The organism is Paraglaciecola arctica BSs20135, assembly GCF_000314995.1.
GTDB lineage: Bacteria > Pseudomonadota > Gammaproteobacteria > Enterobacterales > Alteromonadaceae > Paraglaciecola > Paraglaciecola arctica.
Genome location: NZ_BAEO01000062.1, coordinates 111,196 through 128,711, shown reverse-complemented (window position 1 = coordinate 128,711; position 17,516 = coordinate 111,196). Strand labels below are relative to the sequence as shown.

Below are 17,516 nucleotides of genomic sequence, written 5' to 3'. Positions count from 1 at the left end.
TAGGTTCTTATTACAGTAACATCAATATAAAAGTGAACTAATTTCGTCGTATCTTTGTATTCTGATTTAATTAAAAAATAATGTTAGCAAGAAAAAGGTTAAGTGACATGAGTTCAGATAATGATGCTAGCCACCCCCAAGAGTTTTCGCTAGCTAATTGGTGGCAGATATCTAAGCGCGTGGTGCAGAAAGTCCAGCAAGATAATATGTCGCTTATCGCAGCTGGAGTGGCGTTTTATTTCCTACTGGCGATTTTTCCCTTATTAGCGGCATTAGTATCCATGTATGGACTTTTTGTCGATCACGAAACTCTTAATCAACATATCAACCTCTTGGTGGGCGTTATCCCCGAGCAAAGTAGAGCAATATTGGAAGCTCAGATTAAAAACCTATTGTCGACTGATAATAGAGCGTTAAGCCTAGGCTTTATTTTTAGTTTTCTATTAACATTATGGAGTGGTGGCAAAGGTTCGGTTGCGTTAATTACTGCCTGTAACATCACCTACCAAGAAGGTAAAAACAGGTCTTTTTTCAAAATGATAGTAATACGTGTATTACTGACCCTAGCGACAGTATTAATCATGTTACTAATGTTATTGCTGATTGTAGGTATTCCATTAGTGCTTAGTTCGGTAAGCGAAATCAACCAATCTCTAGTAGATTGGATCACATGGCCAACTTTATTACTTTTATTCAACTTATCTCTTGCCAGTTTATATAAATATGCACCTCATCGTGAATCAGCAAAATGGCGCTGGGTCACTCCTGGCGCTGTGCTGGCCACTTTGTTTTGGTTAGTTGGGTCATATTTTTTCAACCTTTATATCAGTGAGTACGCCAGTTACAACGAAACATATGGCTCCATGGGCTCAGTAGTTATTCTGCTGATGTGGTTTTATGTCACCGCATACACTATTTTGCTTGGGGCTGAGATAAATGCAGCATCGGAATTGCAAACACTTAAAGACACCACCACAGGGGATGAAAAACCACGAGGTGAAAGAGGAGCCTATGTGGCTAATAATGGCCCAGAAACTAAATAACCTGAACTATGGATATATAACCGATCACAACTGGTACTGTATTGGCTATGAAATATCTACTTCATAGCTCTGTAGAAATTGCTCTAATAGTTTAGTAAAGACTGAATAACTTTATAAATACCCATACATTACAATGAGTTATAGTCTTGCTTAATTCTTGATAGGTATTCCTTGAAAGAGTGTCAGTCTGGCATTCATGTAAAGTACACTGGAGAATATTATGCGTTATCTTACTGGTTTTTCCATGAGTTGCTTATTGCTTTTAGTGGGTTGTGCAGCGCCTCAACCTACCCTCTATCAAGAATCATCTACAAAAAATGAATATGGTTACACCGAAACAAAATTAACCGATACTCAGTATAGAATTGATTTTGTTGGTAATCGTTTTACCGAAAAATCACGTATCAAAGATTACGCCATGTTACGTGCTGCAGAGTTAACCAGCAAAAATGGTTACGACTGGTTTACTATAATGGATAGTGAAACAGAGCAAGAGACTAAGACTCACCAACAAATGGCTATGTCGGGTTCAACAGGCAATAAAGTGATACGTAAATGTGGTTTGTTAGGGTGTTCGACTTATGTAACCCCAGATTACTCTGGAGTTAGAATCGAAACCTACGAAGTAGAAGGCAAAGTATCCACCAGCTTGCAAATTGCTATGGGAAGTGGCGAAGCTAAAAACCCAAATACGGTGTTTAATGCACAAGAACTAGCAAAAAATATGCGTAATAATCTTAAATAGAGGAAAAAAGATGACTTTCAATGACGTTAAAAGGTCAACCTCAGTGCTGATGCTGGTATCCATGCTCGCAGGTTGCGCAAGCAAAAATGAGCTTGAACAGCGTCAAAGTCAACTATTTCAAACGGGAATAGCTCAGAGCCAGTCCGCTATTAAGAGTGAGGACTCGATTGAGATACAGACAACAAAAGGAGTTGTGGCTATTGCCCCAACAGTAGTGGGCTATGAGCCTGCTCAGATTGAGGATCCGTTTGAATCAATTAATCGCCCCATATTCGCCTTTAATCATGTGGTTTATACCTGGGTAATGAATCCACTTTCCAAAGGTTACACTGCTATTATGCCCGACCCTGCAGAAGTAGCAGTGAGTCAGTTTTTTAGTAATTTGCGCGAGCCTTTAAACGCTATTAATCACCTTTTACAAGCTAACGGCACTAAAACAGGCAGTAGTTTAGGGCGCTTTTTAATCAATAGCACCATTGGAGTACTGGGGATATTTGACCCTGCCGATGCCTGGTTTGATATTAAACCCCATAGGGCGACGTTAAACGATACTTTGACGACTTGGGATGTGAGTTATGGGGCTTTCATTGTGCTTCCTATACTTGGACAAAGTGATATTAGAAATGGTTTATCTACTCTGACAGAAACCACATTTGCTCCTGTTACTTACGTATCAAATCCGCCACAAACCCAATATATTCAAACTTATGACGGCTTTCATGAGTTTTCTCCTAGGGCATCGAGTTATGAAACCCTATATAAAGAAAGTGAAGATCCTTACGCATTTTTCCGCAATATGTATATGCAATCGTTGTTGAGAGATAAAGAATACCAAGATCAAGAGGATGGATCGCCAGTGCCACCTAAAGCAACAGTGACAGTTGAAGGTCAATCGAATGACTGAACAACGCACAGTTTGGCTAACCCAAAAACCACTGATAACAGTAGTATCTGTATTGGTTTTAACTCTCTGCCTAGGTTGGTTTGTACAGTATTTTAAAATAGATGCCTCAGCCGAAACATTACTGGTGAAAAACAACAAACTGTACATTCAAAGTCAGATAATGAATGAAAGATTTTCACCAGATGAATTCATCTTATTAGCATATGAACCCAAACAAAATGATGTATTTAGTGACAAAACCTTTGAAGATATCCAAGTTTTAACTCAAAAATTAGAAACCTTACCAAGAGTAAAATCTGTCACCAATATATTAAATGTGCCTTTGTTATCGCAAATGAGTGAGCTAGATCCCAAACTTAAGCCTGAACAGTGGACTTGGCAAAGCAAACAATTTAGTTATGAAAAAATGCGACAAATATTCGATCACCATCCTATTTTTACCGACTTATTGGTTAATCAAAAAATATCGGCGACCTCCATTCAGATTGTGTTTAAACAAGATGCTAAATTAAGCGAAATTGAATCAAACATTATTAAGCTTGATAAAAAACGCTTAAGCAACCAATTTACCGATGACGATGCAACCGAGATCGAGCACCTTAAAGCCCAAGCCGACCCTATTAAGCAAAAATTAAACAAAGAGCGTGAGCAAGAGATAGAACAAATCTATGCCTTCGCCGATACGGTCAAAGACAACGCCAATGTGTATTTGGGTGGCTCCTACGTTTTAGGTCACCAACTGATCAATATTATCCGTGCAGATCTCAAGTTATTTGGTAGCGCCATAGGCCTAGCCATTTGTATTATGTTGTTTATTTTGTTTAGAAGCTGGCGTTGGGTGATTATCCCTATCGCCTGTTGTGCTATCAGTGTGATCATGACCATGGGGCTATTTGGCATTTTTGATTTGCGCACAACTGTTATTTCTTCCAACTTCATCGCCTTACAATTAATTCTTACTCTGGCCATTTGTGTGCACCTCATAGTGCAATATAGGCAACTAGCCAATGACGACGCCCAAGCCACACAAGCAGAATTAGTGAGCGCTACATTAAGGGAGAAAATCAAACCCTGCTTTTACGCTGGCATCACTACTTCGGTAGGCTTTGGCTCACTTATTTTTAGTGGCATTCAGCCAGTGGTGAGTTTTGGTTGGATGATGATCATTGCCATGTTTGTGTCGATTGCACTTTCATTGATATTTTTACCGGCATTATTGTGTTTATTTCCCCGCAGTCAAAAAGCAGCTCCCAACAAACTAAGCCAACAATTTATTCAAGGGATATCTGCTATCACCCTAAATCACTCAGCTAAAGTGATAGGTTTGTTTGTGGTTGTGACTGTGATTGCTATTTTAGGTTTATTCCGACTCAGCGTAGAAAACAGTTTTTTGAACTACTTTGCCGAAGATACCCAAGCTCATCAAGAATTAACCTTTATTGACCAACAATTTGGTGGCTCAACTCCCTTCGATATTATTATTGATATTCCGCCAGACATGCAGAAAACTGATCTCGCCTTAAGTGCCAAAAGTATTCAACAACTGCAAGTCGCGCAAACAATACTCAAACAATATCCAGCTAGTGGCAACACCACCTCAGTGGTTAACTTTACTGAATTAGCCATGAAGTTAAACCAAGGTCGGCCGCTGACTGAATACGAACTCACCGCTATTTACCGCTTAGTCGATGATAATTTACGAGAAACTTTATTGGGCAGTTATTTTTCACTAGAAAACCAGCAATTACGTCTAAGCAGTAGAGTAAAAGACAGCACTGAAGGATTTAATCGCAAAGAATATCTAGAAAACTTGCGAGCCGATCTAAAAACCAATGGTATTACTGAAGATCAATATCAATTTACTAATTTATTTGTGCTCTATCAGGACATATTGCAGCGTCTATTTAACTCACAGATTTTGACTTTGGGTATAGTCTATATCGCCTTGCTACTGGTGATGTGGGTATTATTTAAAAGACTATCAGTGGCGATAGTAGCACTAGTGCCAAACGTGATTTGTACTCTAGTGATATTGGCTGTAATGGGTTATGCGAATATTCCCTTAGACTTGATGACTATCACTATTGCCGCCATAGCCATGGGTATAGCGGTGGACGATACCATTCATTTTGTACACCATTATCTGCACGGCGACTCAACACCCAATGAAGCGGTTAAACAGGCCTATTTTAGTGTGGGTTATGCAATGTTGTTCACCACAGTCATCATTTGTGTCGGTTTTGCATTATTAGCATTTTCCGATTTTGTACCTAGCATGCTGTTTGGTTTACTCACTGCGTTGGCAATGATAGTCGCCCTAGTCACAGACTTAACCCTATTGCCTGCTCTGCTAACCCGTTTTATAACTCCTGCGGTAGCGAAGAAAAGCTAGAGAAGTCTTTGACTACAGTGGCAAGCGCAGCACTTAGCTGCGCTTTTTAAATTTAACTAGAAGCAACTAGATACTTTATTTTGCAGCCGCTTTGGCATTGGCTACACTGCCACCAGTAAGGGCAATTCGCATGGCTTTTTCTACGTCTATATCAAGGGGCGTCAATTGATCGCTGTCGATATATAAGGTGTAGCCACCGATTTGATAACTAAGAGGGATATAAACGCCAAGCTTCTCGTTATTTTTGAATAAAATTTTGGCGCTTTCATGGCTAGTAACAAAACCGATTAAGTGAATACTTTCGGTTATTTTTACCGACACCACACTTTGCATTTTTTGGCGCTTACCAATATTGATGAGATTAACTGCATCCTGGATTGCGCCATAAATTGTTTTAATAATCGGAATACGTTCAAATAATTTGCCGCTCCAAGCAATAATTGAACTGATGACATAGGCGTTGACCGCTATACCAACCACTAACAAAAAAACCAAGCCTAATAATAATCCCAAGCCCGGAAAATAAAACTCTGGCGGAATAAGAGGCGTCAAACTGGTTTCTATGGTTGTCACCAACCACACCAAAAAATACACAGTTAGGGTTATAGGTAGAAGCGCTAAAAGCCCTTGCACCATTAATATAGATATTTTTTTTAGCACTGAGTGTCCAGAATTAAAATACGAATAATCAAGCCGGTATTAAAACACTTGGTCATGCTTTTAGCTAAACATTATAGCTAACCGAGTCAAGAGTAGCCGTCGTCTTGAGTGACTTATTAGGGATAATTAACACTGTACTTAACTTGGACAAAATCATTTGGAAATGTCAAAGCCTGTGCGTTTTCAAGCTTTACACTGTTATCTATTTTTCCAAAAAGTGGGATCCCTGCACCTAACAGAACCGGAGCTTTGGTAATGGTCATTTCGTTAATCAATTCGAGGTTAATAAAAGAGGTAATGGTTGAACCTCCATCGATGTACGCATGTTTAAAACCGCTTTTATCTAACCTTAAAATTAGGTCTTGAATGTCGCCTGAGTAGAGTTCAATTTTCCCAGTTAGATTTTCGGGCGGCTCTTTTACTGTCTTACTTAACACAACAATAGGCATATCAACGTAAGGCCATTGTTCAGGGGTTAGATTCATACTGGCAATCATTTCCATACAATTACGTCCCATAATCATACAATCTACAGAGTCCATATAAGACTGAAACCCCATATCTTCAGAACCCATATCTGCTTCCAAGTTACCTGCGCTATGCAGCCAGTCAACACCGCCATCCGTTGTAGCAATATATCCATCTGCACTTGTTGCTATATATACAGAACATTTCATTTTTCTATTCCTTTACATAGTAGATTACTAATATCACCGAATTAAACCTCGCAACTTATTTATGTGGTTTGTAATACTCTGCGCGAAGCGCTGGCACAAACACCTTAAATGGCAGGGGTTACAGTGAGCCTATTGTTGCGAACGGGGTTAAATATTTTTGTTAGGCAAGCGCGCCATACTACTCACACCCAACGGGCAACTTAATATTAAGATCCGACTCTTTACCTCTTATTAGAATATTTAGTCCTGTTCGTGTTACGTGCTCCTTAGAAAACCAATAATTATTAGGCTCATAGACAACCAACTCCATTAGAGGGAGCTCATTGTTTTTGTAAAACACACTTCCACTTTCAGGGCCATCAGGAAAACAGCTTTGATTAATAATAAACAGTTTTGCTGCACAGTTTGGCCACTCTATTTGTATAGGATCACTTTCAGAGCACAAGAAACTTCCATGTTCAATTTTAATAAGAACAACCGCAAGCTGCCCCCAAACAACCAAAACTAATGCCACTATAGCAATCGCTTTATACCAACGGCGGATATTCAATAAGCGCACAACAAGGTAAGTACCCAATATAAATGTTATTGCGATATAAGCTAAGAGTATTAAGGAGTAGAGGCTTCTCCAATCGGGTATGGGTGTTAAAAACAGAGTCCCAAAAAGTAATAGCTGAATGACTACTATTAATATACCTATTGTTTTAATAAAAGTTCTCCATCAGTTAATACTGGCCTTACCTAGAAATTATGGAACCAAGATTATATTATTTTTGCTAGGAGTATTATTGCGACTAGCTGTGCAAATTTCTGGGTGTCATCGCCAAATGTCTGTAGTTGGCGCATTTTGAGAAGCCGACTAAAGAGGTCGCAAAGCTATACTTGTTAAGGTGCTTTTTTAAGTAATTTCACTGTGGTTCTGGCAACATCGCTGGATTTGGATCCGGATCCATAGAAGCGAGATAATCACTCCATATGTTATGGGTGCGCTGCTTCGTTAATTGCAACATACAAGCACCGAACATAACTCCTCGAATTGTGCCACCAGACCAGATTTCGTATATTGCATCGCAATGTGACTCGCGATAACCAAGCCAAGCTTGTTGTGACTTATCAAGCGCTGCAACTACCCCCGACTCCGACGAATACTTTTCTTTAACCGCGGCTATATATTTTGCCAACTCGATGTTTGCGTTTTCCATCTCTGTGGCAGCACAAATATTCATAGCGTATGTGGTCATGGCGTTCTCGCAGTCGACGTCACTCGCTTGAACAAAAATGGGTAACAAAAAAATGGCAAAAAATAGTGCTTTTACAGTAATGTAGGATTTCATATATTCACTTAAAGTTTGCTAAACGACTAACGTTAACGAGTCCAATGGATCCCGAATTTGGAACGGTATTATCTGTAAACAACTTGGATGGATAATCACTTGTTATAATGGTGCTGCTGCTGATTCATATTGATAGACACCAATGTTTGGCATATGAATTTGAATCATATATTTACTCTGATCATATGTGTTTGTTGCTTCTAGGGATACCGAACTACAGCGGCTTTCAGCAATACACTCAGGCAAACCAAATGAATATTCAGGCGTGTCATTGAGCTCCTTAATAGAAACCGATTTCAATAATATCGGCTTGTCATAATCAGTACCAACTGTCAGCCATTGCACATAGAGCTTAGTTTTATAATGCTCAATTCCGCCACCGCGCACGATAAATCGATAAACACCATCTTGATCACCATAGCTCCAATAGCCGCCACTCCACACCTCACGTACATCGGTATCGATGGAGGATTCGTTACCAGCGACGGCAGTGAACGGAAAAAATAAAATAAAAACCAATACTCGTATCATGTTCTTTCCTTATAACTAGGGTGTAGAAAAGCTCGTAACTTAAAACTTAAAGTAGTTGAAAAAGCGGTAGTATGCCTTGCCCCATTAGTGACTCTGAACTTGAGAACTGTATCCTTAGCCGACTGAGCAACAATTTTCTCTGCTAACTGTTTAGCTCCTGCGACCATATCTTCTTTATCACCAAACTCCGGTCGTTTTACGCTAGCAACACATAAACATACTTTAATCGGCAAATTGGACTTAGTGATATTTATAAGAAGTCGAGTTGCCCAAGAGGTGATTTAAAAACTATACCATGCATCCGTTAAATAAATTACAGGATAATTTTTATCTCTATTTGATTCTTTTGAACGAGGTGTTTTTATTAATAATGGATAACCCTCTCGGTTGAGGGGTCGGTCAATTCAACAGTTTTACTTCGCGGTATTTCAAAATTATCATTAGCGAACACTAATTTTGTCGTCTAATCAAAGTATGGCTTGTATTCTATTAGCCCACTATCAAAATTGATTGAACAAAAACGACAGTTTTAACTTAAATAGCAAAAGAAACAGCATAAGTCGTTCCACTTTATTAGATTTATCAAAGCCTAACTGCACCGTTATACCAATTATATAATTTAGATTGTCTCTATTTAAATGCTGAATAAATCAAGGCAACTTTGCTGTTAATGACTTGTGTATCGTCTTTGGCTAGCGGTTGCTTATTTTGTTGCTCTTCAATCTTTTTAGTTTGGCTAATAATGAAGTGTTGTTGCTCGTCATTTTGGGCAAACATCATTAAGTTATGTAATGACTCGAGTAGTCTTATTGTGACGGCAACATTATTATTGGCTTGTTGCCTGATTTGTTCAAAAGCAGCGCTGGCGATATCTGTAAAGGTTAAAACCTTACACACTAACCGCAACATGCCAGCTTGGTCATAATGCTCCTTAGCCGGAAATACCCTGTTAGTGAGTCCGCACAATACTGAATTGAGTTTATCTATGCATGTTATTGCAGAATAAGGGTCGTTAATACCAGGTGAAAGCGCACGTAAAGCAATTTCGACCAACTGATGAATAGCAAACTCAGGATCTTGCACAGGTGTTCTGTATGCCCCTAATACAAATAGAGCTGATGTTTGTTTGACTACTTTTTCATTCACTAAATTATCTGAATGAACAACCGCTATAACAGAGTCTTGAACAACAAAATCTCCAGGGCTAAAGCGACACTCAATCAGCACCTCGTTTGCAGCAGCAAGCGTTAACAGAGCTTGGTGATCAATAGTCTCAATATAGCCACTACACTTTGCAGATACGTTTACATGATTGATCCGCTGCGTAAAATCAATTGGATCATTAATTTTTGCAGGGTCTTGCTGCTTTTCAACTGAGGGAAAGAGGTTTTCAATACCACTTTGTAACTCTTGGTAAACATCGTCGATAACCACATCTGCTTGAATTGACTTAGCTACATGATGAATAAAGTAGATCAAAACTCCGACGCTTAAACAAGTCATCATCACAGCAATAATCACAGTCAATCCAGGTTTAAAAGTATAGGGTTCTTGAAAGCTAATGGCACAAAATACCAGAATACAATATAAAAAATTCGAGATAAAAGAACCCAGCACAACTTGCGTCCCCGTATCCATCATAAAGTTACGCAATAAACGTGGACCAAATTGGGAGGAAGCTAAGGTTAAAGCAACAATAGTGATAGAAAACGCAATACTGGTGACCGTAATCATAGCCCCTGCAATAGTCGCCAACAAAGTTCGAATAGCATCAATATCTATTCCATAAATAAATGGAATTTTGAGTTCAAAATTATCAATAATCAAAGCATCGATGTAGACCGCACAACCAGCCAGAACCATAGAAGCGAACACCATAAAGCTAGGGACAAACCAAAAACTAGTGCGAGCTTTTTCTATTATGGGTGCATACTTGATGATATTAAATTGCATCATATCTCCTTGTTTTAATAACGTGATAACAATAAAAAGCCGACTATGCCTTCCTTCACCGTTGAACAATTAGGATAAGTTCAACTGTTTGACGATTTTCGCCGTCTATCATTTACTGTAGACTTGAATTAGCAGATATTCGAATTTATACCCATCCCATTAGAGAAATGACTTCTTAGCGAGATTTAAAAATCTTAATCAAAATCCGTGAAAAGTTTTAACTTTCCTTGTGTTAAAACAAAAGTTTTAACCTTCCTTGCGCTAAAAAAAGTGGGAAATGGCGCGAATACCATAGTGATTATAAAAAGAATATAATTGTCATATTTTTCCTGAATATTTCAGGCCGCGCATCAACAATTGATACAACAGACAGAGCAAATAATTTCTTACAATCGAAGCTACTTTTGTTTATTTTTATTGACCAAGATAACCAGCGCAATTAAACCGATCACACTGAAAAGTCCAAACGCCATTAAAAATGTGGTTAAAAACCCACCATCACCAAGACTTGTAGCGCTGATCAAAAACCCTACTGTTACAATTACAATTATCATTAATACTTTTAATAACATCTGCTTATCCTCGTGTTATAAACTTCTATAGCTCGATCTCGATTGAACTACAGCCATAAAAAAAGGGCACGAAGCCCTTTTTCTTAATTGCTTTAGCGATTAACAGTCTTTGTTTTCCGCTTTAGCCGCTTCTTTTAAATCTTCACATGCATCTTCAACTGCATTGCCTGCGTCTGTTGCCATTTCGTCAAGTTTTTCACCTGCATTTTCTGCTCCATCATCACAAGCAGATAAAGCAAATACAGCAGTTAAGGCAAGTAAAGTCGTTGTAAAATATTTTAAGTTTTTCATGGTTCTCTCCGTTTATTTAAAATTAAAATGAAAACATTTGTTAAGGTTTGTGACCGCTAAATTTTCGGCGATTTTCCTCTTAGTGCGTTTGAGATAAGTGATAACACCAACAACACTATAAAGATAAAAAATATGATTTTAGCAATGCCGGTTGCGGCGCCTGCTATACCACCAAAACCAAATACTGCCGCTATGATTGCGATGATAAAAAAAGTTAATGCCCAGCCCAACATAGTGGTTTCCTCTCGTTTGTTAAAATGAATAATGTTACGCATTTAACTATGCGACATCTGTGCCAAACATAAAAACAAAGTTAACTAATTGTTTTTATTGGTCTTTTTTAAAATAAGTAATTTTTTACCGACGACGTTAAAATCATAATGTGAAAAATTTACACACTAAGTAAGAATATGTTTCATTATTTGTCAGAGCTATTATAGAAGGAGTTCTAAGGAAATAAAAAAAGATCGGTAAATGAGAATTTTAGATTTGTTCGTTACAAAGGTATCGCCTGCACTATCAAATCACCAAATCCCCAAACTAAAGTGCCGCTAATTAACAATGACATTTCAAGCACACCTATAGACAAGCGCAGGTCCTGTATGGCTAAACTAAGGCGCTGGTCGTGATCAGCATTAACCTGATCAATACCCAGCGCAATTTCTGAATCATCTAATAATCTAGCCTTCAGTTGTCTGAGTTCTTTATTACGTATCCAGTTTGCGCGACGAGAGATAATCTTTTCATGAAAAACCACACCAATACTTGACCATATACCCAGTACCACTACAAGACATCCGGAACGAGAAAACCATTCTGCCTGTAACCATGAAATTTGGCTCAAATACAGACCTGATAAAAAACATACTAAGGCCAAAACCCAATATACAAAACTGCCAAAATTATTGTTTTTACTTAGGTTGATTAGAGGCAATTACAATTCTCACTCATTGAAGGGGCATTTGTTTCCCTTTTAGATTCCAGTCAGGGCAAACCAATAGTACAATGTCGGGTAATATAAATACTAGGGAATACCCTTGGAGATTTACTCAATGTTCAAATCGATTAAGCTAGCCATTCTAATTATGACAATTAGTTTTGCTGCTTCAGCAAACCAATCAGACGACCCCTATGTGTTTGTTAAAGATGTAGCGTCTGTCACTTTTGCTAAAATGAAACAAGATCAAACCTTAATAAAAAATGATCCTGAAGCATTGAGAAATATTGTAGAACAACAGTTAATGCCTCACGTAGATCACGTTTATGCGGCACTTAGTGTTTTGGGCACTCAGGCAAAAGATATTCCACGTGAAAAGTTAGAGCTATATTTTGAGCAATTTAGATTGTATTTGTTAACCACTTACTCTAATTCTTTAAGTAGTTACACTAATCAAACTGTAGAGTTCGAACCCTCTCGTCCTACCGAAAACAAGAAAACCGTATCTGTTAAAGCCCTAATAAAAGATGCAGGTAAACCAGATATCAGCATCACTTTTCAAGTGCGTCGTAATAAGGAAGGCCAGTGGAAAGCCTTTGACTTAGTAGCTGAAGGCATAAGCCTAGTGCAATCAAAGCGGGCCGAATTCGCACCAATGATCCGTCAGAAAGGCATTGATTCGGTTATCGATTTTATGCGAGAAAAAAGTGCTAAACACCCTAAAACTGCAAAGTAGCCAGAAGACTAAATGAACCAAACAGACCAAACATCTAAAGCTATGTTGTGGGCGCTTAATATCGACACAAAAGTAACGGCTATATCACCGACAATTAAGCCGCTTGATGATGGTACGGTTGCTTCTGGCTTTAATTGGCTTCATATTCAATCGGATGCACCAGACTCAAAAGAATGTTTACAAGGCTTGGGGTTACAAACCGAAATTATAGACGCGCTGTGTACCGCTGAAACCCGCCCGAAAGCAATGCAGTTTGGTGATGGTATGTTGGTGTATTTACGTGGCATTAATCGTAATCCTGATGCCGATCCGGAAGATATGGTGTCATTACGATTATGGATCGGCGAACACACTTTGATTTCTGCAAGGCGTAAAGATCGTAAATTATTATCTGTGCAAGACGTCAGAGAAGATTTAGAAAAAGGCTATATCGCTTCATCTCCAATGGATTTAACCTTAAAAATCATCACCAAAATTGCCGATAGGATCAGCGAAACTGTTGATGTCCTAGATGAAGATCTAACTGAATTCGAAGCTTTAGATAAATCAGCAAAACAAGACAGAATTAAACTCTCTATGATACGCAGACAAGCCGCCGCAATGCGTCGTTATTTAGCGCCGCAACGTGATGCACTGGACGCAATGTATCGTTTCAATAAATCCCTAAACCAACAACAAGCTTTTGAGTTGCGGGATCAAACTGACCGTATGACTCGCTACGTCGAAGATCTAGACTTAGCTAAAGAACGCGCCATGGTATTACAAGATGAGTTGCGCAATCGTATTGCTGAGCAACAAGGTATGCGTATGTATGTGTTATCTTTAGTCACCGCCATATTTTTACCCTTATCTTTTTTAACTGGAATATTTGGTATGAATGTAGCGGGTTTACCCGGAACTGTAGAGCCTAAAGCATTTTTCTACTTATCTTCAGCTATGGTTATATTAGCCATAATGTCGCTGATAGGTATGTTGTGGAAAAAGTGGTTTTAATAGGAGTAAAGCGCGTGATTAAACAACTAATTTTAGTTCTTGGACTTTGTATTCTGTGGAACTGTTCAGCGTATTCTCAAGTAGAAAGATCAGTGCAACTGGTAAAAGCTAAAACGATCAATAGAAATTTAGCACTGCAGTTCCCCATTGATAAGTCTTTTCAAGGCAGCAAAGCCACTTTTTCCGATGCCAAGATACTCATTGACACATTAGATCAATCAATTAAGTTACAAATGACGGTATCGGCCCAGGATGATCAACAACATTTTGTTGCGACACTGGTATTTATTGGTGACATGAAATATCACGATTTTTCTGAATCATATATTTTTGATAACTTAAAACTGGACAGATTTAAAGTGGAGAAAGATTCCTACACCGACTCCCAACACATTGCAAAGTCCATTAAACAAAGCCTGATAAATGATTTTGACGAGTTAGTTTTATTTAACCTAGCAGAAATAAATAGCCTTTCCTTTAGACGTCCGGCTGATGAAATAGAGATTTCGAAAGAGCAACTGCGTTTTATTTGGAATTAACGTTGTTTTAAATTTTAGCTACAAAAGCATTGTTTAAGAATAAGCAAAAAAATTCTGCTAAGTTACTCCAAAGAAAAACATTTATATGGGATTAAACGGTCTTATATAAAGCGCAAAACAAGAAGTATTGAGCACCATGAAAACACCAATATTTGGCAGCAATTGCAACTTTATTACTCAGCGAATAGATATCTGTAGCTTTCTGATTTTTTTATTATTGTGGTGTTTTAATGTCTCGGCTGAGTCAATACGTGTAGTCGATCAGTTTGGTAACCCAGTCGAAAATGTTGTGGTGAGTTTTAATGGAGATGCACCCAGTACTCTTAATATTACAGACGTAGCAATAATGGATCAGGTCAATTTGCAGTTTTTGCCACAAGTATTGATTATCCAAAAAAATCAAAGTGTCGCATTTCCCAATAGTGACAACACACGTCATCATATTTATAGCTTTTCTAAACCAAAACCATTCGAAATAAAAATGTTCAATGGGGGTGAGTCGAAACAATTGACCTTTGAACAATCAGGTATTGTGGTGCTTGGATGTAATATTCACGATCAAATGGTTGGCTATATCTACGTCGCTGAAAACAACTACACATCAATTACCAACGCACAAGGCATAGCCGAAGTGCCCACAGCCGGTATAGCCGTGAAGCTGTGGCATCCCAAATTGTCTGCTAACAAATCAGACAGAAAAGACATCCTGTTACCCAGTGAATTTACACAGAGCCCATTTGTTATCGAATTGACCTTACTCGAAGAGATAGTCCCTGCGACTCAACGTACCTTTAAATCGAAAAAATTTGCTCGAGGAAATAAATAGTTGACTCAAACTCCCCTTAATCAAAGCATCTTTAGGCTAGTGGTTGGCCTAGTTTTGTTAACTGCCATCACAACATTTATCAACGTGTGGATAGCAACTGACGAACAAACTCGAGAAAGATTAAACCGAGACTTCTCAATAGCAGAAAACGTATTGCAACGGGTATTACATAACCGTGAAGAGCTACTATACGTATCAGCCTCTGTGCTAACTGCAGATTTTGGCTTTAAGCAAGCGGTTGCTTCTGGTGATAAAGGCACAATTGACAGTGCCCTATTTAATCATGGGCAACGTATTGAGGCTGACTTGATGGCGCTAGTGTCATTAAAAGGTAATTCCATCACCAGCGTTCCAGCTGTGCTTAAAGTAGATCAAAACTTTCCTTACCCTGAAGTAATAGACACAATTATTAAAGAAGGTGGGTACTCATCGCTGATGATGCTTAACAACCAGCTTTATCAGGTTATTATGTTGACGATTGACGCACCAACACCTATTGCAATCGCTCTGGTAGGTTTCAAATTAGGTGATCCTATACTTGCGCTATTAAAAGAAATTACCCAGCTAGAAACAACCTTACAAGTATATAGTCAGCAAAACGAAATATTTAAAATCAGTACTTTGCCTGCTCCCCTTGCCGCTCAAGCATTAGCTCAGATAAACGAACGACCTTCTTGGTTATCTATAACCGTAACAAAAGACACCCCTTACGTATCTCAACAATTCACCTTGAGTGATGCTTTAGAGCACCAAACCGTTATAACCTTATCTGAGGATGCGGAACAATTATTTGCTGACTTTACATCGCTACAATTTAATATTACCGCATTAGGTGTCATTGTTATTTTACTGGCTGCATTGTTAGCGGCTTTATTTTCGCGAAGAATATCCAAACCACTAGTAGTTTTGGCAGATATAGCGAAAAGGATCGCCATTGGAGATTACAGTACAGATGCCAATGTGCCCACAAAAACCAAGGAAGTCAGTCTATTATCTGAAGCTTTCGGCACCATGCAGAATAACATTCAGGCCCGTGAAGAAGAAATCATCTATCGAGTAAGACATGATGCATTAACGACTCTGTTTAACCGACAACATGTCAAATCTTTGCTTGAGCAAAGGTTTTTAGATAATGCCCAATTTCTAGCCATCGGCATTAACATTTTTGGTTTTCGCGGCATTAACGATATTTTTGGTTATCACAATGGCGATCGCTGTTTAAAGGAGTTGGCACTGCGCCTCTCTCAATTCGATGGAGTAGCGGCTAGGCTGACTGGCGGTGAATTACTATGGCTGCCAACGGATGAACCCTCAGAAGAATTTATTCAATCCTTAAAAACTGTCTTAGAAGAGCCCTTCGATACCGGGAAGGTTATTATAAATATCAAAGTCGCTATGGGCTTAATTTATTGCCCTAAAGATGCAAACAACGCAGAAGAAGTGTTTAAGCGCTTGAATATAGTGTTGGATGAAGCACAAATCACTCGAAAGTTTGTGTTGCCATTTAGTCCTGAACTTGAAGAACGCTACTCAAGACGCCTTGCTATTATTACCGAGCTCAAAAACACTCTTGAACATGCCATTGGTGAATTGAGTCTTAACTATCAGCCGAAGTTGGATTTGCAAAAAGGCAAAGTCACCCATGTCGAAGCTTTAATAAGGTGGACCAATGCTCGTTTGGGGTTTGTTTCACCTGAGGTCTTTATTGGGATTGCTGAACAAGCGGGTTTTATTGAAAATATAACTAGTTGGGTCATCAATAGAGCAATCGATGATGCAGCTAAATTCAGAGATGCCAAGGTAGATGTATCAGTTGCGATTAACCTTTCGGCCAAAGATATTATGGATCCTGCGCTACTACCTCGTGTGTTGGGATTACTCAAAGCAAAAAACTTAAGCACTGAATGTTTATCATTTGAAATAACCGAAGGTGACTTAGTTAAAGACCATGATAAAGCCATTTCCCATCTGCAAGCGTTTAGAGATCAGGGGTTTGAAATTGCTATAGATGACTTTGGCACAGGTTATTCATCTATGGCCTATCTGCAAAATCTACCGGTGAATACTTTAAAGGTAGATAAAAGTTTTGTACTTAAGTTACACCAACAAGACGGCGATCAAAAAATTGTTAAAACCGTCATCAGCCTAGCTCATAGCTTTGATATGAATGTGGTGGCTGAAGGCGTAGAGACCATTGAAGCCTTAACATTGTTGGCTGAATGGGGCTGTGAATTGGCGCAAGGGTATTACATTTGCAAACCAACCCCTGCAGATAATTTCATCACATGGTACAACGAGAATCTAAACACAAAATGGTTATAGAAAAAGTAAATAATATGCACTCTTGTTGGTATAAAGCTTTATTTTTTTCTCTTAGCTTCAT

The 17,516-nt window shown here is 38.6% G+C and carries 20 protein-coding genes; 9 read left to right on the top strand and 11 right to left on the bottom strand.

Features of this window, described 5'->3' with window-relative positions; genetic code table 11:
* Positions 1–107: 107 nt before the first annotated feature.
* The 4 genes from GARC_RS20855 to GARC_RS20840 all read left to right on the top strand — a co-directional run bounded on the left by GARC_RS20855 (position 108) and on the right by GARC_RS20840 (position 5,084).
* A complete protein-coding gene (locus GARC_RS20855; protein ID WP_007624062.1) occupies positions 108–1,043 on the top strand; it encodes a YihY/virulence factor BrkB family protein in 936 nt (311 codons plus the stop codon).
* A 220-nt stretch (positions 1,044–1,263) separates the two neighbouring features.
* Positions 1,264–1,788, top strand: coding sequence for a CC0125/CC1285 family lipoprotein (locus GARC_RS20850; RefSeq protein WP_007624061.1), 525 nt, complete (start codon positions 1,264–1,266; stop codon positions 1,786–1,788).
* 10 nt (positions 1,789–1,798) lie between these two features.
* The gene (locus GARC_RS20845; RefSeq protein WP_007624060.1) at positions 1,799–2,692 is read left to right on the top strand and encodes an MlaA family lipoprotein; all 894 of its coding nucleotides are present in this window, start codon (positions 1,799–1,801) and stop codon (positions 2,690–2,692) included.
* Complete coding sequence (locus tag GARC_RS20840) at positions 2,685–5,084, top strand: efflux RND transporter permease subunit (RefSeq protein WP_007624059.1); 2,400 nt, start codon at positions 2,685–2,687, stop codon at positions 5,082–5,084. The genes GARC_RS20845 and GARC_RS20840 overlap by 8 nt, the downstream gene beginning before the upstream one ends.
* Positions 5,085–5,159: 75 nt before the next feature.
* On the opposite strand, the gene GARC_RS20835 is transcribed toward GARC_RS20840, so the two are convergent.
* From GARC_RS20835 to GARC_RS27465, 11 genes are all read right to left on the bottom strand, one after another.
* The gene (locus tag GARC_RS20835) at positions 5,160–5,744 is read right to left on the bottom strand and encodes a DUF502 domain-containing protein (protein ID WP_039990182.1); all 585 of its coding nucleotides are present in this window, start codon (positions 5,742–5,744) and stop codon (positions 5,160–5,162) included.
* A gap of 116 nt (positions 5,745–5,860) precedes the next feature.
* On the bottom strand, positions 5,861–6,421 hold the full coding sequence (locus GARC_RS20830; RefSeq protein ID WP_007624055.1) for a dihydrofolate reductase family protein: 561 nt from the start codon (positions 6,419–6,421) through the stop codon (positions 5,861–5,863).
* A gap of 178 nt (positions 6,422–6,599) precedes the next feature.
* Complete coding sequence (locus tag GARC_RS20825) at positions 6,600–6,980, bottom strand: hypothetical protein (RefSeq protein ID WP_007624053.1); 381 nt, start codon at positions 6,978–6,980, stop codon at positions 6,600–6,602.
* Between the two features lie 349 nt (positions 6,981–7,329).
* The gene (locus tag GARC_RS20820; RefSeq protein ID WP_007624049.1) at positions 7,330–7,755 is read right to left on the bottom strand and encodes a lysozyme inhibitor LprI family protein; all 426 of its coding nucleotides are present in this window, start codon (positions 7,753–7,755) and stop codon (positions 7,330–7,332) included.
* A 102-nt stretch (positions 7,756–7,857) separates the two neighbouring features.
* Positions 7,858–8,286, bottom strand: a complete 429-nt coding sequence (locus GARC_RS20815; protein WP_007624047.1) for a hypothetical protein — start codon at positions 8,284–8,286, stop codon at positions 7,858–7,860.
* Positions 8,283–8,519: a hypothetical protein gene (locus GARC_RS27470; protein WP_226989260.1), complete on the bottom strand. Its 237-nt coding sequence runs from the start codon at positions 8,517–8,519 to the stop codon at positions 8,283–8,285. Before GARC_RS27470 ends, GARC_RS20815 begins: the two co-directional genes overlap by 4 nt.
* A gap of 397 nt (positions 8,520–8,916) precedes the next feature.
* Positions 8,917–10,242 carry a DUF2254 domain-containing protein gene (locus GARC_RS20810; protein ID WP_081587600.1) on the bottom strand — a complete coding sequence of 442 codons (1,326 nt, stop codon included), beginning with the start codon at positions 10,240–10,242 and terminating at the stop codon, positions 8,917–8,919.
* Between the two features lie 395 nt (positions 10,243–10,637).
* Positions 10,638–10,811, bottom strand: a complete 174-nt coding sequence (locus GARC_RS27065; protein WP_007624040.1) for a hypothetical protein — start codon at positions 10,809–10,811, stop codon at positions 10,638–10,640.
* Positions 10,812–10,910: 99 nt separating this feature from the next.
* Entirely contained in the window at positions 10,911–11,102 is a 192-nt protein-coding gene (locus GARC_RS20805; protein WP_007624038.1) for a hypothetical protein, read from the bottom strand.
* Positions 11,103–11,158: 56 nt separating this feature from the next.
* Positions 11,159–11,335, bottom strand: coding sequence for a DUF1328 domain-containing protein (locus GARC_RS26495; protein ID WP_007624036.1), 177 nt, complete (start codon positions 11,333–11,335; stop codon positions 11,159–11,161).
* A 263-nt stretch (positions 11,336–11,598) separates the two neighbouring features.
* On the bottom strand, positions 11,599–11,946 hold the full coding sequence (locus tag GARC_RS27465; RefSeq protein ID WP_226989258.1) for a hypothetical protein: 348 nt from the start codon (positions 11,944–11,946) through the stop codon (positions 11,599–11,601).
* 208 nt (positions 11,947–12,154) lie between these two features.
* Here GARC_RS27465 and GARC_RS20790 point away from each other — a divergent pair, with 208 nt between their 5' ends.
* The 5 genes from GARC_RS20790 to GARC_RS20770 all read left to right on the top strand — a co-directional run bounded on the left by GARC_RS20790 (position 12,155) and on the right by GARC_RS20770 (position 17,455).
* Positions 12,155–12,775: an MlaC/ttg2D family ABC transporter substrate-binding protein gene (locus GARC_RS20790; protein ID WP_007624032.1), complete on the top strand. Its 621-nt coding sequence runs from the start codon at positions 12,155–12,157 to the stop codon at positions 12,773–12,775.
* A 12-nt stretch (positions 12,776–12,787) separates the two neighbouring features.
* The gene (locus tag GARC_RS20785; protein ID WP_007624031.1) at positions 12,788–13,768 is read left to right on the top strand and encodes a zinc transporter ZntB; all 981 of its coding nucleotides are present in this window, start codon (positions 12,788–12,790) and stop codon (positions 13,766–13,768) included.
* Positions 13,750–14,307 carry a hypothetical protein gene (locus tag GARC_RS20780; protein WP_039990180.1) on the top strand — a complete coding sequence of 186 codons (558 nt, stop codon included), beginning with the start codon at positions 13,750–13,752 and terminating at the stop codon, positions 14,305–14,307. Before GARC_RS20785 ends, GARC_RS20780 begins: the two co-directional genes overlap by 19 nt.
* 136 nt (positions 14,308–14,443) lie before the next feature.
* Positions 14,444–15,133 carry a cupredoxin domain-containing protein gene (locus GARC_RS20775; protein ID WP_007624029.1) on the top strand — a complete coding sequence of 230 codons (690 nt, stop codon included), beginning with the start codon at positions 14,444–14,446 and terminating at the stop codon, positions 15,131–15,133.
* Positions 15,134–17,455 (top strand): sensor domain-containing phosphodiesterase, encoded by a 2,322-nt coding sequence (locus GARC_RS20770; protein WP_007624028.1) that lies wholly within the window; start codon positions 15,134–15,136, stop codon positions 17,453–17,455.
* Positions 17,456–17,516 lie beyond the last annotated feature (61 nt).